At 36.4% G+C, this 24912-nt stretch carries 18 protein-coding genes and 2 pseudogenes; all 20 read right to left on the bottom strand.

Going from position 1 to position 24912, the window contains the following annotated elements; all coding sequences use genetic code 11:
• Positions 1-591 (bottom strand): annotated as a pseudogene (locus tag HMPREF2619_RS08115) (dihydrodipicolinate synthase family protein); the annotation flags it as partial.
• Between the two features lie 394 nt (positions 592-985).
• Entirely contained in the window at positions 986-1282 is a 297-nt protein-coding gene (locus tag HMPREF2619_RS08120; RefSeq protein ID WP_070460605.1) for a DUF5966 family protein, read from the bottom strand.
• 13 nt (positions 1283-1295) lie between these two features.
• Complete coding sequence (locus tag HMPREF2619_RS08125; protein WP_000969643.1) at positions 1296-1580, bottom strand: DUF5962 family protein; 285 nt, start codon at positions 1578-1580, stop codon at positions 1296-1298.
• 74 nt (positions 1581-1654) lie between these two features.
• A complete protein-coding gene (locus HMPREF2619_RS08130; protein WP_186821499.1) occupies positions 1655-7867 on the bottom strand; it encodes a DEAD/DEAH box helicase family protein in 6213 nt (2070 codons plus the stop codon).
• Positions 7868-7914: 47 nt separating this feature from the next.
• A complete protein-coding gene (locus HMPREF2619_RS08135; RefSeq protein WP_070460609.1) occupies positions 7915-8325 on the bottom strand; it encodes a thrombospondin type 3 repeat-containing protein in 411 nt (136 codons plus the stop codon).
• 150 nt (positions 8326-8475) lie between these two features.
• Entirely contained in the window at positions 8476-9042 is a 567-nt protein-coding gene (locus tag HMPREF2619_RS08140) for a PBECR4 domain-containing protein (protein ID WP_070460611.1), read from the bottom strand.
• Positions 9043-9279: 237 nt separating this feature from the next.
• A complete protein-coding gene (locus HMPREF2619_RS08145) occupies positions 9280-12093 on the bottom strand; it encodes a phage tail tip lysozyme (protein ID WP_070460613.1) in 2814 nt (937 codons plus the stop codon).
• 11 nt (positions 12094-12104) lie between these two features.
• A complete protein-coding gene (locus HMPREF2619_RS08150) occupies positions 12105-14462 on the bottom strand; it encodes a VirB4-like conjugal transfer ATPase, CD1110 family (protein ID WP_186821500.1) in 2358 nt (785 codons plus the stop codon).
• Positions 14413-14772 (bottom strand): PrgI family protein, encoded by a 360-nt coding sequence (locus tag HMPREF2619_RS08155; RefSeq protein ID WP_001097589.1) that lies wholly within the window; start codon positions 14770-14772, stop codon positions 14413-14415. The genes HMPREF2619_RS08150 and HMPREF2619_RS08155 overlap by 50 nt, the downstream gene beginning before the upstream one ends.
• A 53-nt stretch (positions 14773-14825) precedes the next feature.
• Positions 14826-15680 (bottom strand): VirB6/TrbL-like conjugal transfer protein, CD1112 family, encoded by an 855-nt coding sequence (locus tag HMPREF2619_RS08160; protein WP_070460615.1) that lies wholly within the window; start codon positions 15678-15680, stop codon positions 14826-14828.
• Between the two features lie 16 nt (positions 15681-15696).
• Positions 15697-15939, bottom strand: coding sequence for a hypothetical protein (locus tag HMPREF2619_RS08165; protein ID WP_000627865.1), 243 nt, complete (start codon positions 15937-15939; stop codon positions 15697-15699).
• A 20-nt stretch (positions 15940-15959) separates the two neighbouring features.
• Positions 15960-17837 (bottom strand): VirD4-like conjugal transfer protein, CD1115 family, encoded by a 1878-nt coding sequence (locus HMPREF2619_RS08170; RefSeq protein ID WP_070460681.1) that lies wholly within the window; start codon positions 17835-17837, stop codon positions 15960-15962.
• Entirely contained in the window at positions 17837-18325 is a 489-nt protein-coding gene (locus HMPREF2619_RS08175) for a hypothetical protein (RefSeq protein WP_000093677.1), read from the bottom strand. Before HMPREF2619_RS08175 ends, HMPREF2619_RS08170 begins: the two co-directional genes overlap by 1 nt.
• A complete protein-coding gene (locus HMPREF2619_RS08180) occupies positions 18315-18614 on the bottom strand; it encodes a hypothetical protein (protein WP_000869763.1) in 300 nt (99 codons plus the stop codon). Before HMPREF2619_RS08180 ends, HMPREF2619_RS08175 begins: the two co-directional genes overlap by 11 nt.
• A gap of 595 nt (positions 18615-19209) precedes the next feature.
• A pseudogene (locus tag HMPREF2619_RS11235) lies at positions 19210-19609 on the bottom strand (ATP-binding cassette domain-containing protein); the annotation flags it as partial.
• 88 nt (positions 19610-19697) lie between these two features.
• A complete protein-coding gene (locus HMPREF2619_RS08190; protein WP_000251932.1) occupies positions 19698-20309 on the bottom strand; it encodes a V-type ATP synthase subunit D in 612 nt (203 codons plus the stop codon).
• Between the two features lie 22 nt (positions 20310-20331).
• Positions 20332-21717 (bottom strand): V-type ATP synthase subunit B, encoded by a 1386-nt coding sequence (locus tag HMPREF2619_RS08195; protein ID WP_070460617.1) that lies wholly within the window; start codon positions 21715-21717, stop codon positions 20332-20334.
• The gene (locus tag HMPREF2619_RS08200; RefSeq protein ID WP_000191783.1) at positions 21718-23493 is read right to left on the bottom strand and encodes a V-type ATP synthase subunit A; all 1776 of its coding nucleotides are present in this window, start codon (positions 23491-23493) and stop codon (positions 21718-21720) included. It lies immediately after the preceding gene.
• Between the two features lie 62 nt (positions 23494-23555).
• Complete coding sequence (locus tag HMPREF2619_RS08205) at positions 23556-23876, bottom strand: V-type ATP synthase subunit F (RefSeq protein WP_061863364.1); 321 nt, start codon at positions 23874-23876, stop codon at positions 23556-23558.
• The gene (locus HMPREF2619_RS08210; protein ID WP_070460619.1) at positions 23866-24873 is read right to left on the bottom strand and encodes a V-type ATPase subunit; all 1008 of its coding nucleotides are present in this window, start codon (positions 24871-24873) and stop codon (positions 23866-23868) included. Before HMPREF2619_RS08210 ends, HMPREF2619_RS08205 begins: the two co-directional genes overlap by 11 nt.
• Positions 24874-24912 lie beyond the last annotated feature (39 nt).

The raw sequence follows: 24912 nt of genomic DNA on the forward strand, positions 1-24912 counted from the left end.
AACTGGACGATCTTCTTCAGTCACTGGTGTCAATGGTGAACGAACAGAACCAATATTCAAGCCTTCATTAATTTTCAAGACTTCCTTAATCACACCGTACATATTTCCATGTGCAGCAGTGAGTTTTCCAATGATTGCATTGATAGCATATTGCAATTCACGCGCTGTTTCTAAGTCTTTGTCAGCAATCAACTGATTGAGTTTCAAGAATAGTTCTGGCATAGCACCATAAGTACCAGCGATACCAGCTTTTGCTCCCATGAGACGACCACCTAAGAACTGTTCATCTGGACCGTTGAAGACGATATGATCTTCGCCACCAAGGCTCACAAAAGTTTGGATATCTTGGACTGGCATAGAAGAGTTCTTAACACCGATAACACGAGGATTTTTCAACATTTCTGTGTAAAGACTTGGAGTCAAAGCAACCCCTGCAAATTGAGGAATGTTGTAAATCACGTAGTCTGTTTTTGGAGCTGCAGAACTGATATCGTTCCAGTACTTAGCAACTGAGTATTCTGGCAAGCGGAAGTAAATAGGTGGAATCGTTGCAATGGCATCTACACCCAAACTTTCTGCGTGGCGAGGAAGTGCCTGATAAGAAACTATGAGTTTATCATTAATTTATTCAACAAAAACTTCTTCACTAATTTGTGTCATTACACATCCTCATTTTTTTATTAGGAATCAATTATACCATATTTATGAAGCGCTTTCAATAGTTTGATTTAAGCTGTAAATAGTTTCAGTAAATTATACTAAACAACGAACGCTCTGAAAGTATTTTCAGAATATATACCCTAAATTTTTATCTAACTATTAGGCTAGATAGCTTTTAAAATATTAATTTGTTATACATATTGTTTTATATTCTTTTAAATAAATTAGTTAGTTTGAGTTATACTTAAAAAAATATAAAGATATCGTTTTGAAAATTTTTCTGTACGTCAGTTTTATAATAAAGACGTTTAACTATCTAAAAAGTTCACATTTTATTTTTATTCACGGAGTTAATGAAGCGCCGACTGAATCCTAGAACCAACATCAGATTGATGAAAAGGTACACAGCAGTAAAACTAGTTAAACCATGTTGGCTGATATCATCAAAGTATAAAGTCGGTTCAGTAAAGAACAAATAAATTCCATAGACCTCCACGAAAATAAGAAAACTGACAAAACCAATCAGGAAAAGTCCACTGGCAATAAGAAAGAGTCTCCATAAAAGAATGAGAATTCCTCCTACTGCTAAAAAAATTACTGGGACAAGGAGTAAACCATTCATGAATTTCTCCTTTCTAGTCAATCAATTGACGATAATGGGTGGCAAGAGAGGAATCAAACTCTTCTAATTTTTGAACTAAGTCCAAATACTCCTCTTTTTCATGTTCTTCAAAGTCCACACCTCGATGATTCTGAAGAGAGATTTCCAATTGACTAGTGAGTTCTCGTTTAGAAAAACTGTAATCCCCCGTCACTTCCTCATAATGTTCCTTTAGTTCCTTGTAGGCTTGGTATTCTTCAGGCGTTTGAAATCCCTGTACCAAGGCCTCTTCTAATTGATAATAGGTATCTTCCATCATAATTATTACCTCGTTTCTTTCTATCTTTATTCTACCGCGCTTTTCTTTTCTTGTCCGCTATTTGTATCTATTTTTTAATCCAATTCAAAAGAAAGTTGTTCCTGCTTTTCGTTTCCTTTTTCGTGGAATTGCCTTAAGGCCTGATCAATAATATCTAAATCCGTTTCTGTTTCAATCAATGGCGCAAGTACATCGTATTCGGCCTTTTTTGTTTGATAATCCTCTTCCTTTGGAAAATTTTTCTCAATTTCTACTTTAGCAGTAGTCCATTTATCCTTTAATTCATCCAATAAGTTCTGAGTTTTCACTTGGTCCTCTTTAATGTGATCAATCGTATGCTGAAGCCTTTGAATGGTCCCCAAAGGAGAATACAAATCTAAACTGACAGAATATTGATTTTCTCCTACAATCTTAACAGAGAATGTTTCAGGAAGAGGTTGATTTATTGGAAGACTAAGCATTTTAATGTCAAATCCTCGATAGCTTGCTAGGGTTCGGAATTCTTTGCTGTCAGCTTGATTATGACGGATAAGACGGTGTAGGGATTCCCCTGCTTCAGATCGTTGATCAAAAGCTTGCTTACCTACCGTCATAGAAAATGCCTGGTCTTTCGACATTTCAGACTGTTGAATGTCTCCTTCATATTTGCTTAATCGTTTCTCAAGAATGGGCATATTTTCTTCACAGTAGGAGATTGTATGACGATAGTGATCCTTGCTGCGTTGAAAGGCGCGTCTTTGATTTTCTAATAGAGTTAGATCATTCTCCAATTCCATCTTATATTTGAGATAAGGATTCCCAGTTGCTAGTGCCTTAAAATCAGAAGCTGTCATGGTCTGCTCATCAATGTCTTCTGCAGCACGAATCGGCTCCTTAGAAGTCATAATCTGCTTAATATAACGGAGTTTGTTCTCCTGAGTTGCCCATAGATAATTATCAAATGAACCTTTGGTAATGTAGTGGTAAATATCCACTTCCTTGTTTTCATTTCCCTGTCGGATAATCCGTCCATTGCGTTGCTGGATGTCACTTGGTCTCCAAGGGACATCCAGGTGATGAACTGCTTTCATCTTGCTCTGAACATTTAAACCTGTTCCTCCTTTTTCAGTTGAGGCAAGGAGAATCCGCACTTCTCCTGCATTAACCTTTCGAGACAAACTATTCTTCTTTTCATCACTATTAGCATCATGTACAAAGGCAATTTCCTTACTAGGGATTCCTCTATCAACTAATAAAGCCTTTATTTCAGAATAGACATCAAAACCATTATCCTTTTTCTTAGGTGTGCCAATATCTGAAAAAATCATCTGAGTAGCCTTATTTTCCATTCCTTCACGATAAATTCTTTCAACATTATCCACTACCTGAAGCAGTTTATGATTGTCTGCTAGACTATAACTAGAGTCCAATAAACGCATATCAATAGCTAGTTTTCGTGCCTCACCCGTAATCTTTAACATGTTATCCTGGCTCGGATCAACTGTTCCACATTTGACCATATCTGACCTCATAACTAATTCTTCTAAATAGAGTTTCTGGTTTTCAGTTAACTCACTCTCAATAGGGATAATATGAGCTTCTGGAACAGGTAAATCCAACATATCTTGTGTTTGAATGTCGGCTGTTTCTTTATAGATTTTCATCAACTCAGGTAGATTGACAAATTTTTTAAATCGCTTCTTAGGTTGGTACTTATCCCCTGTAGGAGCTAATTCCATAGAGTTTTGAATTTCTCCAAAAGCACCTACCCAAGAGTCAAAATAATCAACTTGATAGCGTTTTAAGATATCTGGTTGAATGTAGTTCATCATAGTATATAACTCACTAATAGAATTAGAAACGGGTGTTCCTGTCGCAAAGACAATATTTTTAAAATCATGTTCTTCCTGAATCTGTCGAACCTTCATTTCCATATCCACGTTCTTCTTAGACGTTGTATTGGTAATCCCTGCTACATTTCCAAGTCCAGTAATCGGACGGATATTTTTAAAGTGATGTGCTTCATCCACAAAGAGAAAATCAATTCCTAAGTTCTCAAAATCAATAAAACTATCACGATTGAAGCGTTGGAGTTCTTCCAATTGTTTCTCTAGACCACTTATTGATTGTTCTGCTTCTTTAACAGTATACTTATTTTCAGAATGTGTTTTAATCTCTCGTAGTTCATTGAGTTTATCCTCGATATAATTCATCTGTCTTTCCTTACTGACAGGGATTTTTTCAAATTGAGAATCCCCAATGACAATGGCATCGTAATCTCCTGTAATAATACGTGATACAAATTGTTTTCTTCTCGCCTTCACAAAATCTTTCTTAGTGGTCACAAAGACCTTTTTAGTAGGGAAAAATTTCATGATTTCTTGGCCAAATTGAGCAGACAAACTAGAAGGTACTACATACAAGGGCTTATGAACCATCCCCAACTCCTTTAATTTAAACCCAGCACCAAGCATGGTCAAGGTCTTTCCTGAACCTACCTCATGAGCTAATAAAGCTCTTTTTTCTTCTACGATTCTTTGAATGGCATTCTCTTGGTGAGGACGAAGACTGATATTTTGTGCCAAGCCATCAATGACTAGATGGCTACCGTCATACTCTCGACTAACCGTTCGATTATAAAGACGATTGTAGCTTTCCTCAATGACTTGTTGGACTTCTGGATACCGTGAGACAAATTCTTGAAAGAGCTCTTGTAAATGCTGCTCTTTTGCTCTTAGAACAGAGGTTTTTTCCAAATCTGTGATGGTCTTTTTCTTTTCTCCTTCCGTAACAGTCATAGTAATCGTCGGTTGGTTTGAATTTAGTAAATTCTCAAAAATCTTTCTTCCTGTATCATAACGTGAGCCACTGACTCCAAGACTACTATCTTTGGCACTTGGATAGCGATAAGCAAATGATGTCCTTAAATGAACCTGCCCATCGACAGGATTCGCTTCAATGACCTGTTCAACATCAGGCGAAGACAATTCAAATTCACGATTGGTAAAACATTCAAAGGCAAATTTACCATAAACGGATTGGGGAATCCAACGTGACCCTATTTTAAACTCAATATCTGCCAGATGAATCCTTGGAGGCCGAACAGATTCTAACAAATCTAAAGCATGGTTCCAATCATATTCTTGGTTGTTTTCCTCTACTAATAGTTGAACTACTTCTATCTTGTTGAGAATATCTCCTGATAAAAACTGGGTCTTAGAAAGGTATTTTCTTCCCCCTCTTAGATAGCTTTCTGGATCTATTAAAATCTGGTCACCTAACTCATCTAAAATAGCAGCTTGGCTATGTTCGGGGTAAATTGATACCATATAGTCTAAATCAACCCCTCTACCATCCGATAAACTAGAGTTTAAGGCATCTAGAGCAGTTGAAACTCTTGCAATCACTCTCTCTGGCCTAACCAATGCTTTCTCAAAGGCTAAAGATTTTTTATATTTTACTTTCTGATCTTTAGAATCAATGTATTCATCTTCTAAACTTGCTAGTAAAGAATACTTATCGTCACTATCAAATAAGTTCCGATTGACTGAGGCATTCAAGTATCCAAATTGACTTACAAAGCGGTCATAGTCACGATTGAGTTTACTAAGTAATACCTGAAAATCTGTCCGACTATAATCTGGATGGCGTTGAATTTCAATTAAGGATTGATAGGTCTCTCTCAAATCAACCATGCCCTTAATACGACTAATATCCTTATCCGATAAGGGACTTTCATAAAAGACAGTTTTTTTGAACAAGCCCTTATATTTCCCTCTTTTACTCGCTTCTTCTGACTTGTATACATCTAGTGCTTCCTCATCTGTCAAATGAAGTTGCACGAACCGATCTATTTTATGTTCAGACAAATAACTGTCCCAGGCTTTAAACTCTCCCTTCTCGTCTACATAATAACTAATTTCGTCTACTTTTGAACTTTTCCGAATGCCATGCGTATCTCGGTAATAAATTTGATTTCCCTCATATCCAAAAGAATAGAGCGCTAAGTCCTCACGTATACGACTTGGGATAGAATGATCCACTTCTTCTTGGATAAAAACAGGTGCTTTCAAAGAATTGTCAATTTGTTTAGGTGCTTCCACATTCTCTAATGCTTTCATTATGTCAGTAGATAATGTTTCTGATCCCCCCTTAACATTGAGGTTTCCTCCATTAAAATTACGTACCTCATATTCACCCAAAACTTGCGTATTGTATTTCCCATCAAAATAAGGATTGATCCAGACACGCTTATCCTCCTCAAAGGGAATAGAGCCACTAAAGACAAGTTCCTCCTCATTAAGATTCTTTGCTTGATCCTTTTGAAAGAAGAGGAGATCTGTAGTCACTCGAGTACCTGCAATCTTTTTAAAAGCCGTATCCGGCAAACGAACTCCCCCTAAAAAATGAGTGTTGGATTTAATCTCTTGTAAGACATTATCTGTCCTCTTATCCATTGTCCCAATAGATGAGATAATCGACACTTGTCCTCCGTCTCTTACTAAATCAAGTGAGTGTTTGACAAAGTAATCATGAATCATATAAGGTTTATCATAGTTTTTATCGGCAATGCGAAAATTTCCAAATGGAACATTCGTTAAGACTAAATCAAAACTATTATTTTGATAGGGAACTTCTTCAAATCCTCGCACTTCAATATGGGTATTGGGGTGGAGTTGTTTTGCGATTGCGCCTGTCACACTGTCTAATTCAACCCCATAGAGTTCTGATTTCTCTCGTATACTTCTAGGCATAGCCGCAAAGAAGTTCCCAGTCCCCATAGAAGGATCTAATATCCTTCCTCCCTCAAAACCATCATCCAGTAACTTTTGCCAAATCTGGCGAATAATCATTGGGTCTGTATAATAGGCTGTGAGAGAACTTTGTTTCATAGTGGAGTATTCTGATTTACTTACTAAACTCTTAAGAGTTAAACGTTCTGTTTCATACTTTGGATTGAGTTCATCGAAAAATTCATTGGCAAGACCGCCCCAGCCGACATACTTGGCTAGTAGTTCTTGTTCTTCTGGATTCGCTTGTCGTCCCTCTTTTTCTAATCTTTTAACAAGATCAATTGCGGCGATATTCGTTTCAATCTTTTCTCGATTTGTCTTAGGGTAAAAGCCCTCTAAATCATCTGGAAAATCAAAATCTTGAACAGGGACATCCGTCTCTTTTATACCTGAAATTAAAGGTTTTGTTTCCTTATCCTTTTCAATTTCTTCTTCCAGGTAGGAAAACAAATCTATTTCCTGGCTTTCACTTAGTGATTCAATCTCAATATCTGAATCTTCTTTTTCAAGTTCTACATGAGACAATACTTGTTCAATCTCTTCCAAACTATTCAAGTATAAGATAGGATTCTCTTCAAATAACTGGTTGGAATCATTGAATAGCTCTAGGCGAACTAAGTCATTTAAGTGTGCATTTTCAATCGAAACCAACTGAAATACTTGTCCTTTATAACTTACTTGTGAACCGATTGGATATTCCCTCAAAGCTTCTTCTACAATTTTATCGACATTAGAAAAGGAGTTCGTTTCTTCCGTTTCCTGTTCAATATCACTTGAAGGAGATAAGGATTCCTCTACTTGCTTAGACTTTTCGCTTCTAGCTTTTACATCATCAAAATGAGTAATAATCTTCAGCTTTTGTGTCAGTGGGAGTTGTTGATAGCTTTCTTCATGATGGACAAGATCCGTAACGGTATCTAAAGTAGCCATCAATTCAGAACCCAAATAGGCTAGAACATCTCCCTCTTTTTCTTCAAAATGAATCTCAAGAACCTCTTTTTTAAGCTCTTTTGAGTCAACCATTAGAAGAAATTCCTCTATATCTCTACTAACACGGTCAGATAGATTATTCGCAACCCGATAGACATTGACTAAATTGACATCCTGATTCTGATGAAATACAAGCTCACTTAATGGTTCTAACTTATCTTTTTCAGATTGGATGTAAAATCGAGTGGAAAGGTTATAGATTGCGACTTCTAGCACCAAGTTTTTCTCAAAATTACTTAATTGAGATAATTTACCTAGACCTGCTTGTCCAAAATTTCTTGTGTAACTTTCTAAATCTTGGTCATTATTTTCAGAACTAGCCTCTAGGAAAGAAACAATATCTTGATCAAAAGAATAGACGTGAGGAATCTCTTCTATCTTGCCCTCTTCAGTCAAAAAACTCTCTACCAAATCCTGCCATTTCTCATCAAAATGTTGCGCTTGATAACGAAGAAATAGGTCCATTTTCTCCCTATCTTTTGGAATTGTTCCACGAAACATAGCCAATAATTGCATTACTTCCATACTCGCTCCTTTCATCTATACGAAAATAGGAGAATCACATGATTCCCCTACAACTCTATCTCCATTTCAACCTCTTGAGAACTGGTTTCTAAATCACTAGACAAAAGAGAAACAGAATCTGTTCTCATGTAGTAAGTATATAAGTCTTCTAGGTCTTGTTGGTTTTCAATCCCTGTTTCAATACTAATCAGAGCCTGCATAAATTCCTTGTAGTGACTCTCCATCATATCTGAAATCTTTTGTTTCATTTCCATAAATACTGAGGACGGTTCAGTTATACTTGTTTGGTCTATGTTTTGAATATCCTTTTCTAAGGGATTGGTTCCTTCTTCTACTTCCACTAAATCTGAACGTCCATCACCATCTGAATCTGCGCTAAGGGGATTGGTTCCTAGCGCCAATTCTTGAGCATCAGTTAGTCCATCTTGATCCGAATCACGTTGATAAATGGCTTCCATATACTTCCTTCTTTCCTAGTTAATCTTTTTTCACTCCAATCCTACCAAATATTCCTTGAAAGAAGTATCACAACAAAAAAGAGAACGAGTCAAAACTGCGTTCTCCTGGAAATGATAAAAATATATTTTATGCCACAAAAGATATGTAAACTAATCTTTTAAATAATAAAAAAGTTCCGACGTTTGTAAATGTTTTGAGTAAATTGAAATTACTTTTTGACCTTTTGGAAATACTGTCTTTCTCTTCAAATCTAATAAAGATTGAGGAACAATTTTCCTTGATGTCACTTTCAATGTTAATGCTAGTATCTGTTTTCTTGTACGTAAAGCATAATCAAACTCCAAATACAAAAAACGTCCTGAACCAGTTAGATGAACATGCTTTCCCAATAACTCCTCAATGGATCCTAAAACTTGTAACTTTTGCATTGTGGTTCCATCTTTTTTTATTTTCAACTCATCAATTATGACATGCCTATTTAAACAATCGTCAAAGAAACTGCCTGCACCTTTTCGGTAATCAACACCACATAGGTGCATGAAATTAGTAGGTGAAAAATGAAGTTCAACACTTTCTATTTCTGTTTCATAATACATGATTTTGCCAACGAAGTGTTCTTTAAAAAAAGAAGCCGCAATTTGTAACTGAGTAAAAAAACGCTGAAGTTTTATTTTTTCGGTGTAATTTGGATTACGATAATCTCTAGAATTTGCCATATTTTCCTCACAAAAAAGGTGGTTTACAGAGTCTGTAAGCCACCTAGTCAGTCGGTTTATTCTGGTGTCTGCCACCGCTTGGCCCTTACGTCCAAGATTGCTATCGGATTTCGTTCTGGTGTCCGCCACCGCTTGGCCCTTATGTCCAAGATTACTATCAGATTGACCATGAGCCGACTACTCATCTACACTATTTATTCTACCTGAAAATGCTTAAAATTTCAAGTGTAAACTCTTCTATTTCGTAGTATAAGCAAAACTGATGGCACTATCTGCTTGAGAGATTTTTCTAAAGGTATAGTTAGGGTTGCCACCATAGTTGGTTTCAGACACAAGGAAAGAACCGTCATCATATACTTTCTCGACAAAAGCCACATGACCGTAGATGGCTGGTGTGCCATGTGTACCTCCCACAAAAGAAACAATGGCTCCTGCTCTTGGTGTAGAGCCAGTTTCCCCACCAAGACTTGAAGCTGTCGCAACCCAGTCCTGACCATTTCCCATGGTATTAATGATTGAAATCTTCTCTCCGTTTCTACCTTTTAGCTTTAATCCTAACTGGTTCATACGAGCCGCAACACCCCATGTACATTGTCCATAAGCATAGGCCATACCATCTCCACCACCAGGAGCAGAATGATCATATAAGTCCCCACGAACCCCTTCAAGGGATTGTGGGTCACTTTTTGCCTGTCCTCCATTTGTTTGACTAAAGCCTTTTTCAATTTGGTAATACCATTCCGTTGCTCTAGTTTGTCTTTCCAGTAGTTTGTCACCAGAATTTCCTTCCCAATAGGTCAGAAAGAGTTGGGCCAGATTGGCTGCACTGCCCGTATTTTTAAAGAAATCCTTTAACCAACTTTGATAGTAAGGACTATCCCCATGAAGCATAAAATCAAGTTGGAGGTCTAAATCATACCACTTCTTATTTTTGCTATGTGCATAATTCAATAAAGCTGTATGACGTGTTGAACCATCTGCAGTATCCGTCCATTGCCCTAACCCCAAACCTCTATGAAGAATATTAGGATAAGCACCACTATAAATTGCTGGTCCTCCTATCGCTAACCAGGTTTCATCATCCCATGAGGAATCGGTAGCGCCAACTGGAGGAGATAAATAATCTCCCTCAGCTCGTTTAGGATTGATAGAAGACTCTACCGACCAATTTCCTAAAATAGCCGCAATGGCTTGGGGACTTGCCCCTTGAGATTTCAAAAACTCATAAATATGTTTTGCTCGTTCAAACTCATCCCCACCAAACTGACCAATGGCTGGTAAGATAGTGGTCTGAAGTTGAATGACTTTTGGAAAATAAAATTGCGGATTGACATACACCAATTTTTCTTTCTTGTTCTTATACTTTTGATAGGAAACTTTCAAGCCTGTATCGTCTGGCGTTTCACCGATAACATCACCCGTTAAAACTCTTGTCCCCTCAATCGCACGGCCATTATGAATAGAATACAAGGTTAAACGACTCTCATTCTCTCCTTTTCCGTTAGTGAGAATAACATCATCTCCGTCAAGAGATACAACTCCATCCATTGGTGCGACAATCGTTTGGTGAGCCTTCGCTTCTAATAGAATGTACTCCTGAAGAGTAGGTTTCCCGTCTAAATCATAGTATCCATAACGATAAGTCATGGTCAAGCTATCTTCATTGCTTTTCCCCTCAAATGGATTGTCCAATTCCTGCATGGAAGCATACACACCTTCTTCTTTTAGTTCCTTCATTTCCTCTTGATCGTCTTTCGATAGTTTATACTTAGGAGTTTCATAGAGGTCTTGCATGGATTTCAAATCTTCCCCATCGTTTAAATCATGCCACAAAGTAGACAGATAATCCTTGTAAGTTTCTGAACTAAATAAGTGAACTGTTTTGTGTAACTCATAGTCATGGAATTTAAAGTTCATATACCCCATCACATCATCAACTTTTGTGTAATAGGTAATTCCTTTGTCATTTGTACGAGTATGTTCTGCATCTTCCCAAGTTAGGTGAGTATAAGCTTTTGTTAATTCAAATTCATCTTGTTGAATCAAACTAGCAGATGAAAATCCTAAAAAGAAGCTCATCATAAGTAAGAGAAGAAAGACTATTCCTCCAACTATCCAGGTTGCAGGATTTCCAGCCGCAAATGTAAAGAAGGAAAAGGCTGCTTTTAGTTTTTGATAGATGTTTCGAACACTGGTAAGACCTTGTTTCTTTAACTTTCGAAACCGATTTTTAAAGGAACTTGGGTTATCTTTCGCTAGTTTCCATCCTTTTCCGGCCTTAAAATGATGGTATCGCTCTTTTGTGTTAGCTAGTCTCTTCTTCGTAAAACGACTTGTTGCTTGTCCTGTTTTGACACTAGCTTTCCCCAGATTATAAGAAATTCGGCTGTAGCGTTTTCCTTTTCTAATGGTCTCTTGAAGCGTGCGATAACCTTCTAAATCTTCATTTTCTGAAGCTAACTCTCCACCTTCACGTCCAAGGACATAAAGAAAAGTTTTGGCTTTCCTACTGACTTTTTTGGACTTATAGGCTTGTTTAGTCGATTTTAGATTCTCTTTGGCGGCCTTGACTTCTTTCTTAGCTTTTAATTCTTCTAAACTCTTCCCTTGAAAGAAAAAATTAGATTTTTGTTTCGATTCCTGACCATAAAGAAATTTTTGATTGGTTTTTCTTTCTTTACGACTCTCTTTTCTTTCTTCTTTTGCTTCTACCTTTGCTTCCTTAAATTGCTTCTTGGCTATTTTCAATCGTTTCCTAGCATGAGGTAATCGTCTGTCTCTTAATTCTTTGCGGTTCAAAAGAGATGGAGGACTATTTTGAAGAATATGATTGTAGTCTTCATTTGCTTGTTTTACTCTAGCCTTTGAAGCTTCTCTCATCCCCTCTAGCTTTTCTTTTATCTCTTTTTTCCATGCTTTTTCATCCAGTACAGAGGAATCTTTTTTCTGTTTCTTCACCTCCTTCTTTCCTTGTTTTAAGAATTTCTTCTCATCTTTTAAACTTCTTCTAAATGCCTTTCGGGCACGTATGTTTTCTCTTTTATCCTTCATCCTACTTCCCCTTAGTTAGAAGCCATTTTATCAGGATCCGTACTCATGATATCAAACAATTGTGTACCTTGAGGAATCTTATTTTTAAAGGGAACAACAACTGAACCAGCTTTTATCAGTCCTGCCCCTTTTTCTGGATTGACTAGGTATTTTTCAAGTTCTTTTGACAAGCCTAAGAGTTGAACCAATTCTTCTCGGTCATTTTTTGCTTGCTTGAGGAGAATCATAAATTCACTATTGGCAATAATCCGTCTACCATTTGGATCTAACAATAAAGTTTCGACATTTTGAGTTATTCCAGTCGGACTGGCTCCATATTTTCTGACACGACTCCACAATTTAAAGAAGAAGTCACTGGCATATTTATCTAATAAGAGAAGCTGCATTTCATCAAAATAAATCCAGGTCTTCTTCCCTAACTTTTGATTCCGAACGACGCGATTCCATATCTGATCAAAAACCACCATAAGGGCGATTTGTTTCAGCTCATCTCCTAACTTCTTAACGTTATAAATCAAGAAATTAGATCCTGTCTGAATATTGGTCTTATGAGAAAAAATATCAAGAGAACCTTCAACATACAGTTCCATATCAAGTGCCAAATTCTGCGCTTCTTCTTCTGGTTGTTGACTCAAGACAAAAACCCATTCTTCCAAAGAAGGCTCTTTAAATGACTGATAGGTCAGTCTGGTGACTCGGTCAATAATCGATTTTTCTCTTCCATCCATTTTTCTATCCAATAACTTGCCGATAAAGGATAAAAGAAATTCTGATTTTACCTTTACAGGATCTTCATCCATATTTTTTTCAGACAAGTCAAGAACATTGAGATAGGTTTGAGAATCAGGCGCAATATCAATCATTTCTCCACCAAAAGCTCGTCCAATCACACTGTACTCTGCTTCTGGATCCACGATGATAATTTCAGTATTTTCACCAGATTCCTTGATTTTGGTCGTGATAATCTCATGCTTGGTTGCCATCCCTTTCCCAGCTCCAGATGTCCCTAAAATCAGACCAGACGGTGTATTTAATAGGCTGCGATCAATGGTAATAATATTGCTTGAGATTTGATTGATACCGTAATATTTCCCACTGCGGTCTTGTAAGTCTACTGAAGTCCAAGGTGAGTTCACTGCTACATTAGATGTTAATAAACTCCGTGATACTCCCTCTAAAAAATCACAACCAAATGGCAGCAAACTATTAAAGGCTGCTTCTTGCATATATGGAAGTTTATCAATCATTAGGTCATTTGAGCCGGCCACTTGTTGAATCGTGTCTAGAGCTTGTTTAAGTTCTTCTTCATCCTGACCAAAAACACCAATCAAAAAGACTGTTTGAAATAGTTTATCTCCTGTCTCTGTCATGGTTTTTAAGAGTTCTTCAGCTTCATCGATATTGCTTTCTAATACATGACCTACTTTTTCCAAATAGATACCTGTACGAGCTAGTTTTTGTTGTTCCCCAATCTTTTGGGATTCCATTAAGGTCTTCTTTGTTCGTAGTTTCTTCATGGCATCTGCCTTGGTAGAACTTTGAGCATGAAGGCTCACTATCAATTCCAAATCTCCTTGCATGAGGTCTCGGATAAACTGATCACCTAATTCCATGCCATAGTCTCTCACATAGACAATCTGTAATAAGCGGTCATTGATTTGTAGGTAATTCTTGTTTTTGAAATCTAAGAGATTAGGCGCTATGAAGTGACGAGTTGTCTGACCAGATCTCGTTAAATCACGGTAAGAAAAAGGAAGATGGTGTTCTCCTCTAAGCATATCTGCCAACAAGTTCACCCGTTCTTCTCCAGCTAAGGATTCAAATCGAGCATCAATTTCTGAGAAACCACTCTTGAAATATTCTCCAATTTGAGACAAGGAACGATAGGCTTGTTTGGGATTAGTATCCTTTCTTCCAAAGCTAATCAGTTTCACAGCTGAAAAGTTATTTTCCCCACTGTCTAAATTTTGATTCATCATCCGATTCAATTCTTGACGATAGCTATCATACCCATCTTCTTTTTCCTCATACAAAACACTTTGTCTGAATTTTTCTAAATTCAATCTTTTATTAAAGATAGTCAATTGGAAGTTGGTTTGGTCATCTAGGGAGTTAATCAAATCAGAATACTTCTCAATGATTGCGCCCTTATCTTCTAAACCAACGGTCTGGTAATTGACATCACCAAGTAAATAGCTTTGTGAGAAATAATCTTCTTTTACCTGCATCAGACCATTTTGATACAGGGCTTGATAGGAAAGAGTATTAGCCGTTGATGGTAACACTTCCTCTTTTTTTCCTTTAACTATTTCTTTCTGATTAGTCATTGAAGTTTTTTGTTTCTTTAATGTATTTGATTTTCTTTTCATGTTCAGGTCCTTTCTTTCCTGTAATTGTGCGTAGGGGAACCGTTAATTCAAAATGAAGACGGTATTTCAAATAATGTTCAAAATATAAATCATTGGGTTTATAGACTCCAAAAAGCATGAGGGGGATGGTAAAGGCAAACACAAAACCGTAAACAAACCAATCTCCAAATTGCCAGAAAAAGAGATTCAAGCCCAAAACAATAATTGTGACAATAAAGGCTGGTAAAACAAAGATGATTTGCCTTGTAGTAAAGCCTAACCAAGCCCTGTGTTGGTATTTTGAGATGTCTTTAAAGACACGTGTATTCATGACTTTCCTTTCTAAAAAGGCTAAGAAGCAATCACTTCCTAGCCTTTATCTAATTACATACCTAAGATTGAGCGAGCCGTACGTTGAGAACCAACGAGGGCAATAATCAGTAAGATAGCTTGTACCAAACTACCAAACATAATCGCAAGAGATTGCAGGACTCCTGCACCATTTGAAACAGCTATTTTCCCAGCAGATTCAAACAAAGGAACAAGAGAAACAATCAGAAAAATAAGAACCCCTTGTACTGCATAGACCATAATATTTTTTAAATAGCCAATACCAATAGACTTCCATTCATCACTTAAAAATGTTGGAATCGTAAGAGGGGCAAATGGAATCATAAGGTAGAGTTGAATAAATCGAATAGATACCAAAAGATTGACCATGGCTGCACTTATTATCCGAACAAGCCAAATGAGGAGGGCGAAAAAGCCCACAATCATACGGCCAATAAATCCTGAACCTTTTAATCCAGAGATGGTATCATACTTTGCCCCACCGTGAGCCACAATCGAAGCCACTTGTTCAATGGCGTGACTTGCAATCCCAATGATGGCTTCTACAATAACGGTAGTATTGGTAATTACAACTGCGACCATAATATAACTAATCAACATTGGCGCTAAGGCTTCAAAGGTCATCGCTCCACCAGAGTTAGCAATTTTCTTTGCCATCTTTGAAAATTCTAAGATGAGAACAACTGATAAAATCGCAACACCAAGAGGCTGCATGACACTTTTAGTAATACTAGACATATAAGTCCATACTGTTGGATTGTAGCTAGATAGAGATTTAATCAGATCTACCGTAGATTGTAAATCCACATTAAATCCTTCAAATAAATTTTCAGCTGATATTTTTTCAGATGCAAGGTAAACAAAGGGTGAGACTAAACTAAGATTCATGTCATTGTTTATCCTCCTAAATTGAAATTTGAGTTACAAAGGCTCCAGCAGCCCCTACCATAACACCACCGACAATTTCAAGAATGGCATTTCGAACACCTGGTCCACCATCTTTAATGTTGGTTGCAAGGTTGACAATCCCTACAACAACGAGAAAGGCACCAACCGCAATCAATCCCTTCTGCAACAAAGACATAGCTTGTGCAAACATAGCACTTGCGTCTACTCCATAAACAAAACCTTTAAAATGCGTAATCATCTATTTCCTCTTTTCTATTTTTATTTTAAACTAGATTCAAAAGTTAAATCATGAATTCTAAGGCCTTCAAGATGATTTTCTTGTCTTTGATTCAAAGGATTGATTTGATAGTTCCACCACCGTTCATCGGTTTCTTGATTGGCTAGGTATTTCCAGTTTGGATGCTTAGTGGAACTGTATTTTTTGCTTTTAAAGACTGGCATATTGGCAATTCGAACCAGGCATTCATGCCGTTTCATATTTCCGACTTCATCAGGTGTCATTAAATCACGAGCAATCTTTTGATGAGAAAGGGATCCTGAACCTGTCTGGCCAAAGGAACGACTAGTATTTCGAACATCAATGGTTTGTTTACCGAGTAAGCCACTCATAAATTTAAAGGTATCTTCATCATTACCACCTAAGTAGACTAAGCTATCACAGTTCCCCAAAATAGTTTTCCAAGCTTCTTTTTCTTTATAGAGCCCTTGAAGTTGGGCAATATTTTGAAGAATAGGAACGAGACTCATATTTCGAGAACGGACTGTTGAGGTTTGTTCAGCAAAATCTGGAATTTCTCCGATATTTGCGAACTCATCTAAGTAAACTCTCACATGAAGAGGCAATTGTCCCTTAAAATCAATATCTGCTTGTCTTGTTAGGGTTTGAAATACGGTTGAGAAAAAGAGGGCTGAAAGAAAGCGAAAGGTACTATCGTTATCTGGGATAACTAGGTAAACCATTGATTTTTCCTTGCCCCATGTCTTCATATCAAGGGTATCTCTTTTGGTCAAATCCATGACACTTTGAATATTGAAGAGGGCAAATTTAGCAGTGGTTACAGCTATGACAGAATCCAGAGTCTTATCCTTATAATTTTGGAAATCTGCCCAATTTCGCATGGTAAAATTTTCAGTCCCATACTTTTTAGCATAATTTTCGAATAGAATTTCTAAGACACTTTTTTCTTGGTTTTCACCCTTGGATAAGTGTTTAATGAGTTTTGAGATTTCAGCAAAACTTGGATAACGCCCTCGTTTTTTTCGCTCTTCCACTTCTTTTTTTTGACGTTTCAACAAGTTTTGGTATTCTTTTTGACTCAAACGACTTTCTTCTATGAGCTGTTCTCTTGTTTTAGGTGGGTTATAGAAATCGACCAAGTAAGAGGCTAAAGCTCGTACCAAAGTCATAGAAGCTTCATCCCAAAATGGATCACTGCGAGATCCAGAGCCTTTGGTGTTATTAAAATAAACCGTCAGCATGCGATTCAAATCATTTTCTGTCTCTATATAGCGAAAAGGATTGAAGCCATCTGAGTTCTTCATATTAACTAAATCTAACACCTTTACTTGGTAGCCATGTTCTAAAAAGAGTTTGCCTGTTTTTTCGGCCAAGTGATCTTTAGGATCCACTACAATATTTGAACTATTCATCTGAATCAGATTAGGTTTCACAAAGCGAAATGTCTTCCCACTTCCTGAACCTCCAATCACCGCAATATTCTTATTTCTATCATATTGGGGTGGTTTTTTATCTAATAATGTCAAACGAACATCTTGAGCTAAGATCGTATCATGAGAAAATTCCTTACCGTAAAAGAGCTTCTTTTCTTTTAGAGTTCCAAAACGGGCGCTCCCGTATTCTACCCCTTCTCGGTATTGTTTTTTACCAGTCTCTAGATAGAGATAAACCAGCAACATCATCACAAAACCTAGTAGAAAAAAAGCACTTGATTTTCCAGTAAAGGAAACATTCCATGGCGACTGAAGAACTTCATCTTGACCTTCCATCAGAAGATGAGTCCATTTATCTAATGTATTTCCAGTATAGGAATCATACAAAAGCGTCAAACGATGAAAAAGATAGCCTAGTAAGATACCTAACAGTGAGAATAGTAGGAATTTCTTTCCACTGTACATCATCTCACCATCTCTTTCTGTTTGACGGCCCCTTCTTGTCTAAAGGTAATTTGAGATTTAGCCTCATCAATTGCATCGTCTAATGACTTATCCATGGTAAAATCAGCTAATTTCTCCGGATCATTAACCATTTTTTCTAACAGATGGTCTAAATGATTGTCTAGAATCGAACGGTCTTTCGTGTAGAAATGTAGAGAATCCCCTTGCCAAGCGATGGCTAAAGGAATCTCTTCTTTTTCTAAAAAAGCTTTAAATTTCTCTATATCAATTGGTTTGTCTAAGAAATCTTTTTTCAGATTAATTGTATCAATCGAATAAGGAGATTGTAGCAATTCTTCTAATTTCTGCACTCCTATCTTATAGGCGGAATCCTGTGCTAAAGCCTGACGTCTAGACCATTCTAGAATCTTTAAAAGACTTTTGACAGTAAATAAAAGACTACGCTCTGCATATTGAACTGCCATTCGTTCCTGTTGTTCAGAGGACATCTGATGCCTCCTTCTTAACAAATAGCAGCTTTCCTTCTTTATAACGATAAGCTATCAATTTCTGACGTTGCTTAATCGACTTGACAACCTGCAGTAGATCTCTCGAATAAGGTTCTCGAAGAGTAACTTCTACTGCTTTCCCATCAACGATACCAACGCGTTTAAATTCAATGTAGTCTTTTTTGAGATGTCCTAAGCCCATACCAAAGGGAAAGTGATGAATCAATTGGATGGTACAACCACCTTTATTTCCCATTTGTTTCAAATCATACAAGTTTACTACTTTCATGATTAACTCCTTTATCTAGTTTGTCGCATCGTTTAAGTCTGGTAACGATAAACTCCGTGTCTGTTAGAAAATTCTCACACACGTCTTGTGCCAGTTGCCCTTCACAGGGAAATACTCTCAGTCCCTACTTACACAGGCACGCTAATCAAGACGGAGTGGATTCAATTTTCAAAGAACAGGTAGCTTTATTATAGATAAGAGTAGTTGAAATTTTTATCACATATTTGGAGTTGTTGGAATAATCAGGTAAGTACTAATTTCTAGCTCCTCTCACAACACCCTACATACCTTCTATGTTTTATGAACAGTAGCTATCATTTACATTTTCAAACTACCATTCTATCAGACTAGAAGTCAAAATAGACGCATCTACTTCGAGAGATACTCATTTAATGGTTCAGCAATTCGCTCTACTTCAGTTACAGAAATTTCGTCACTATGACTTCTCATGATTTGTTATTAGTTCACTTTGAGGGGCTTGCTCATGAAACCAAACAGCGTAAGTCGTAAAAGAAAAAAGCAGTACAAGATTGAACTGCTTTTACGGATTCAGATAAAATAACTTTAAAATATAGAAGATATCTATTGACTGTAACTATAATTGATTTAAATTTATAACTTCATCTGCTTGATTCCAAATATCGGGATTATGAGTTGCAATGATGATTAGACGATTTTCATTTTTCATATCTAATAATAATTTCATAATTCCTTGTGAAGTCGTAGGATCGAGCGATGCAGTCAACTCATCCGCAAGTATTAATGGTGGATTTTTAAGAATGATTGTCGCTAAAGCAACACGTTGTGCTTCACCGCCAGACAATTCATATATCTTTTGTTCCAGATGAATATGAGTTAGACCAACTCTTGCTAATACATCTTTTTTTTAACTTATCTTTTTCTATATAATTACATTTAAGATTTACTAATCCTAAATCTAGATTAGTAGAAACATTTTCATTATCTAACAAACCAAAATTTTGAAAAAGATATCCTGATACTGTCAATAAAAAAGCTTAGAAAGGCTTAAAGCCTTATCCAAGCTGATATTTGTTCATCTAATTAATAATCTAAATAAAGGATCTACTTCACTTTCATAATACGAACTAAATTGGCTCTTTCTGCCTCCTCTAGTTTCAATTCTATATAATGAATAGTTTCCGACAAGTTTGGAATAATCGAGTATTCTAAACCATTTACACGTCTACGTGTTTTTTCTATTTCATCAGCCATTAACTGACACGTTTTTTCAACTTCTGCCAGTCTTAGTAATTTATCAATTAAACTATTCATTGTAGCAAATACATCATCCATTTCACTATTAGAAGATAAATAGCTGTATTCACTGTTCTCATTTTGAGAAGTAATATTCATATGCATTCTAGGAACTGTTACACTCATGATATTTTCTTTCTCAACAAATAATTCAATTTCTTTCGATGGAATTGAAAATAATTCCTCCACCATTTGAGAATTCTTTAATGATTTAGCAACTGCAAAGGATTTTAGATTATCAATTAGATAACTTTCTACTTCTTTCCGAAGTTGATTATTCTCACGAATCAAAGAAATAAATCGCCTCATTAATTCATCTCTTTTATCCTTTAATAACTTATGTCCACGTTCAGCTGTTTTCAAACGTTCCTTTAAGTTATTCAATTCCATACGAGTTGGTTTTACATTCAAACGTACCATAGATAATCACTCCATTTCCGGATTAAACTTCTACCAAAGGTAAGTATTTATCAAGCAAATCATCTTTGATACGTTTTAACTCTGTTCTAGGAAGAATTGATAGTAATTCCCACCCAAGATTCAACGTATCTTCTATATTTCGATTTTTATAAAATCCTTGGTTTATGTACTCTTCTTCAAAACGCTTTGTAAACATCACATACAATTTATCTACATCAGATAAAGCCGATTCTCCTAATACTACTGCTAACTCTTCAACCTTTTTCCCTTGGGCATAGGCTGCAAACAGTTGATTCATAGTTGGAGCATGATCTCCACGAGTTTTACCTTCTCCAGATCCCTTATCTTTTAATCGAGAGAGAGAAGGTAAAACATTGATTGGTGGACGATAACCTTGATTATACAACTCATGCGACAAAATAATTTGCCCTTCAGTAATGTATCCAGTTAAATCAGGAATTGGATGTGTTATGTCATCTTCTGGCATTGTTAAAATAGGAATCTGTGTCACCGAACCTTTTTTACCAACTAAGCGACCAGCCCTTTCGTATAGAGTTGATAAATTTGTATATAAATATCCCGGATAGCCTCGTCTCCCTGGAACTTCACGGCGAGCTGCTGAGACTTCACGTAACGCTTCACAATAGTTAGTCATATCCGTCATTATAACTAGAACGTGCATATCTTTTTCAAAAGCTAGATACTCTGCCGCAGTTAAAGCAATGCGGGGAGTTGCAATACGCTCAATTGCAGGATCATTTGCCAAGTTCATAAATAAAACCGAACGATCGATCGCTCCTGTTTTTCTGAGTTCTTCCATAAAAAACTCAGCTTCTTCAAAAGTAATACCCATTGCTGCAAATACAACCGCAAAATTTTCATCAGAATTTAAAACAGTCGCTTGTCTTGCTATCTGAGCAGCTAATTCATTATGAGGTAAGCCCGAACCTGAAAATACTGGTAATTTTTGACCACGTACAAGAGTATTCAAATGATCAATAGAGGAGATCCCTGTCTGAATAAATTCATCTGGATAATCTCTAGATACAGGATTAATAGCTTGACCATCAATATCTAAATATTTCTCTGGAATTAAATCTGGTCCACCATCAATTGGTTTTCCCATCCCATTAAAAATACGACCAACCATATCCTCAGATACAGCCAATTCTAATGCATGACCAGCAAAACGAATTTTAGACTTTTCTAAATTTATTCCACTAGATCCTTCAAAAAGCTGAACCATTGCTTTATCTTCGTGGATCTCTAAAACTTGTCCACGACGAAATTCTCCATTATGAAGTTGAATTTCAACTAACTCATTGTAAGACACATTATTTACTTGTTCAACAATCATAAGAGGCCCAACAACTTCACTAGCAGTTCTGTATTCTTTTATAACACTCATTTATAGACCTCCTGTTTCTAATATCAAATGAATTTGATGTGTAATCTCATTTGATATAATTTTGATTTCATCTAATCTATCTTCTGAAACATATTTACTTCTCGCCATACGGTCTCGAACTGCCACGGTACCTTCCATAATCTCTGTAAAGTAAGACCCCAACTCTAAAGCATGATTTGCCTGATCAGCAAAAGTTAGGATATTACTTAGCATTGCTTCTTGTTTTGCAAACGAAGTGAATGTATCTACCGAATCAAAAGCGTTCTGTTGCAAATAATCTTCTCGAATTTGTTTAGCAATTTCCATCGTTAGTCGTTCATTATCAGACAGAGAATCAATTCCAACAAGACGAACAATTTCCTCTAAACTAGATTCCCGTTGTAAGTAGTTCATCGCACGAGTTATTTTACTATTCCAATCTGTCTTCTCTTTACCATCTATATAAGTGCCCACACTGTCTTTATATAGTGAATAAGATGTAAGCCAGTTAATTGCAGGAAAATGACGTCGCTGTGCCAACGGAGCATCAAGCCCCCAAAAAACTTTCACAATCCGTAAAGTGTTTTGAGTAACTGGTTCTGAAATATCTCCACCAGGTGGCGATACAGCTCCAATAGCAGTAATCGTTCCTTCACGTTCTGGAAGCCCTAGAACCTGAGAACGTCCTGCTCTTTCATAATATTCAGCGATACGACTTCCCAGATAAGCAGGATAACCCTCATCACCAGGCATTTCTTCTAGACGTCCTGACATTTCACGTAGCGCTTCTGCCCAACGTGAAGTTGAATCAGCCATAATGGCCACAGAGTAGCCCATATCACGAAAATACTCAGCCATGGTAATTCCTGTATAAATTGAAGCCTCACGAGCAGCAACAGGCATATTTGAAGTATTAGCAATCAGAACTGTCCGTTGCATAATTGATTGTCCGGTATTAGGGTCAATCAACTCAGGAAACTCATTCAGTACATCCGTCATTTCATTTCCACGTTCTCCACAACCGACATAAATAACAATATCAACATTGGCAAATTTAGCTACTTGGTGTTGTACAACTGTCTTTCCTGCTCCAAACGGTCCAGGAACTGCTGCAGCTCCCCCTTTGGTTACTGGAAAGAATGTATCAATAACTCGTTGACCTGTGATTAATGGTTCTTCTGGAATTAAACGTTTAGAAACAGGACGCGCCTTGCGGACAGGCCATTTTTGCATAAGCGTTCCTTTATAGAAACTACCGTCCAATTTTTTTATTTCATATACAACTTCATCAATAGTAAAATCGCCAGATGCAATAGAAACGACTTCTCCAGAAACTCCATAAGGAACCATAATTTTATGATTAACTACCTCGGTTTCCTTGACAGTTCCAAGAATATCACCCGTACTCACTTTTTGACCAATTGCTATAGTGGAATCAAAATGCCACTTAATATCTCTATCCAAACTTGGAACTTCTACCCCACGAACTAGAAAATCATTATGAGTAGCCAATTTAAATCGATCTAATGGGCGTTGTATGCCATCAAACATTTGAGAAATCAATCCTGGCCCTAATTCAACCGAGAGAGGTTCTCCAGTTGTAACAACAGGTTCTCCCGGACCAAGACCAGATGTTTCTTCATAGACTTGGATAGATGCCTGATCTCTTCTCATTTCAATAATTTCACCGATTAACCCTAGCTTACCTACACGGCAAATATCTTGAATATTAGCCTCCTGCATACCTGATGCAATAACTAGAGGTCCCGATACTTTTATAATCTTCCCTTGAGTCAAAGTTATTCTCCTTACTAAGTCCAAAAATTATAGAATAATATTACAGACAATTTTGTACATTATTATAAAATATTGTGTCCTACTGCTTTCTCTACATTATCCTCTATACGTTTTAATCCTAAATTTAAACCTTGTTTATGAGTCGGTAATAAAATAATAGCAGGTACAACTTGAGAATCATAATGGCGAATTGTATCTAATATCATTGAAGCAATGTCTTCAGTGATATAAATGACACCATAATCAGATTGAGCTAATTTTCTTAGAGTATTTATAGCTTCTTGTTCTTGATAGGCAGGAAATATATCAAATCCAATCATGCTAAAGGGTAAAATAATATCATGGTTACCAATTATGCCAATTTTATACTTATTAGCTTCCATAATGCGGGCGTATCCTTTCTTTTATTGATTCAAAAGGAATTGTATTTTGAAGAGCTGATATGATCATTCTAAGATTCTTTACTTCAAACTCACATCCCAATAAATATCTAGCAAGAACTAACGGCCCATCTACATTATACCTTCCTTGATCTAAAGTTTTATACAATAGTAAATCACATAAAAATTCTAACTCAGAAGATGAAATTGTTGCGTCCTGCATCTTCAATTCGTAAGTTGAAAAGATTGAATCTAAGCTTGGATTTATTTTATTGAACCACACAAATATTTCTTGATTTTCTACAATGTATATAAATTCTTTAGCAGAAATACTTCCTTCATCTGAAAGTAATTGTAAAATATCCCCATGACTCTTATTTTGAGATAAACCACGTTTTACAGTAATAATATTATAAAAGTCAATCATTGCAACAATAACCTGAGACAGCACCCCACCTAACTCATTAGATAAAAGTTTCAGATGTTTAAAATATGCTAGATCAGCTCCGACATCAAGTACACGAATATTATTAAATGTTTCATACTCATTCCAAATTGATTCTACTTCATGAACCATAAAATCAGGAAGTGTATCTGAATGTAAGGAAGAAACTAAATGTTTTAAACTTTCTATATCAAAAATCCCTATTGGAATTAATAATTTAGAAAAATCTTTCTTAATTGCCGCCTTAGATTTTAATAAAACTTTGATATTATGATAAACATATCGTAAAGCAAATAAAGTCACAATTTTCTCAGACGGACTTTCAGCATAGGCCCATCTATAATCATTGACTAATTTTGTCATTAGCGAAATCTCTGTCTGACTAGGATTTTCTAAAACGTCAATCGATAAATGATAGGGAGTTGCTTCTAAGATAAATGCCAATGTCTCCGTATCTTTGGATTGTATAATTTTTTGAAATTTTTCCTCTGTAATAAAATCGTTTTCTTTTACCGAAATCGTCGTATTTATTTTTGAAAAAAGATTAGTATCCATAAAATACCTTTCTAATTTTATTGGAATACTCCAAATTTC

This window comes from Streptococcus sp. HMSC074B11 (assembly GCF_001808705.1).
In the GTDB taxonomy this organism is placed as follows: Bacteria; Bacillota; Bacilli; order Lactobacillales; family Streptococcaceae; genus Streptococcus.

Coding starts and splice junctions, on each gene's coding strand:
- HMPREF2619_RS08190 (WP_000251932.1), bottom strand. CDS start 20,309: ATGGTACGTTTGAATGTAAAACCAACTCGTATGGAATTGAATAACTTA.
- HMPREF2619_RS08170 (WP_070460681.1), bottom strand. CDS start 17,837: ATGTACAGTGGAAAGAAATTCCTACTATTCTCACTGTTAGGTATCTTA.
- HMPREF2619_RS08120 (WP_070460605.1), bottom strand. CDS start 1,282: ATGAATGGTTTACTCCTTGTCCCAGTAATTTTTTTAGCAGTAGGAGGA.
- HMPREF2619_RS08125 (WP_000969643.1), bottom strand. CDS start 1,580: ATGATGGAAGATACCTATTATCAATTAGAAGAGGCCTTGGTACAGGGA.
- HMPREF2619_RS08165 (WP_000627865.1), bottom strand. CDS start 15,939: ATGATTACGCATTTTAAAGGTTTTGTTTATGGAGTAGACGCAAGTGCT.
- HMPREF2619_RS08210 (WP_070460619.1), bottom strand. CDS start 24,873: ATGGATACTAATCTTTTTTCAAAAATAAATACGACGATTTCGGTAAAA.
- HMPREF2619_RS08145 (WP_070460613.1), bottom strand. CDS start 12,093: ATGAAGGATAAAAGAGAAAACATACGTGCCCGAAAGGCATTTAGAAGA.
- HMPREF2619_RS08135 (WP_070460609.1), bottom strand. CDS start 8,325: ATGGAAGCCATTTATCAACGTGATTCGGATCAAGATGGACTAACTGAT.
- HMPREF2619_RS08175 (WP_000093677.1), bottom strand. CDS start 18,325: ATGTCCTCTGAACAACAGGAACGAATGGCAGTTCAATATGCAGAGCGT.
- HMPREF2619_RS08195 (WP_070460617.1), bottom strand. CDS start 21,717: ATGAGTGTTATAAAAGAATACAGAACTGCTAGTGAAGTTGTTGGGCCT.
- HMPREF2619_RS08130 (WP_186821499.1), bottom strand. CDS start 7,867: ATGGAAGTAATGCAATTATTGGCTATGTTTCGTGGAACAATTCCAAAA.
- HMPREF2619_RS08155 (WP_001097589.1), bottom strand. CDS start 14,772: ATGAATACACGTGTCTTTAAAGACATCTCAAAATACCAACACAGGGCT.
- HMPREF2619_RS08205 (WP_061863364.1), bottom strand. CDS start 23,876: ATGGAAGCTAATAAGTATAAAATTGGCATAATTGGTAACCATGATATT.
- HMPREF2619_RS08150 (WP_186821500.1), bottom strand. CDS start 14,462: ATGAAAAGAAAATCAAATACATTAAAGAAACAAAAAACTTCAATGACT.
- HMPREF2619_RS08140 (WP_070460611.1), bottom strand. CDS start 9,042: ATGGCAAATTCTAGAGATTATCGTAATCCAAATTACACCGAAAAAATA.
- HMPREF2619_RS08160 (WP_070460615.1), bottom strand. CDS start 15,680: ATGAATCTTAGTTTAGTCTCACCCTTTGTTTACCTTGCATCTGAAAAA.
- HMPREF2619_RS08180 (WP_000869763.1), bottom strand. CDS start 18,614: ATGAAAGTAGTAAACTTGTATGATTTGAAACAAATGGGAAATAAAGGT.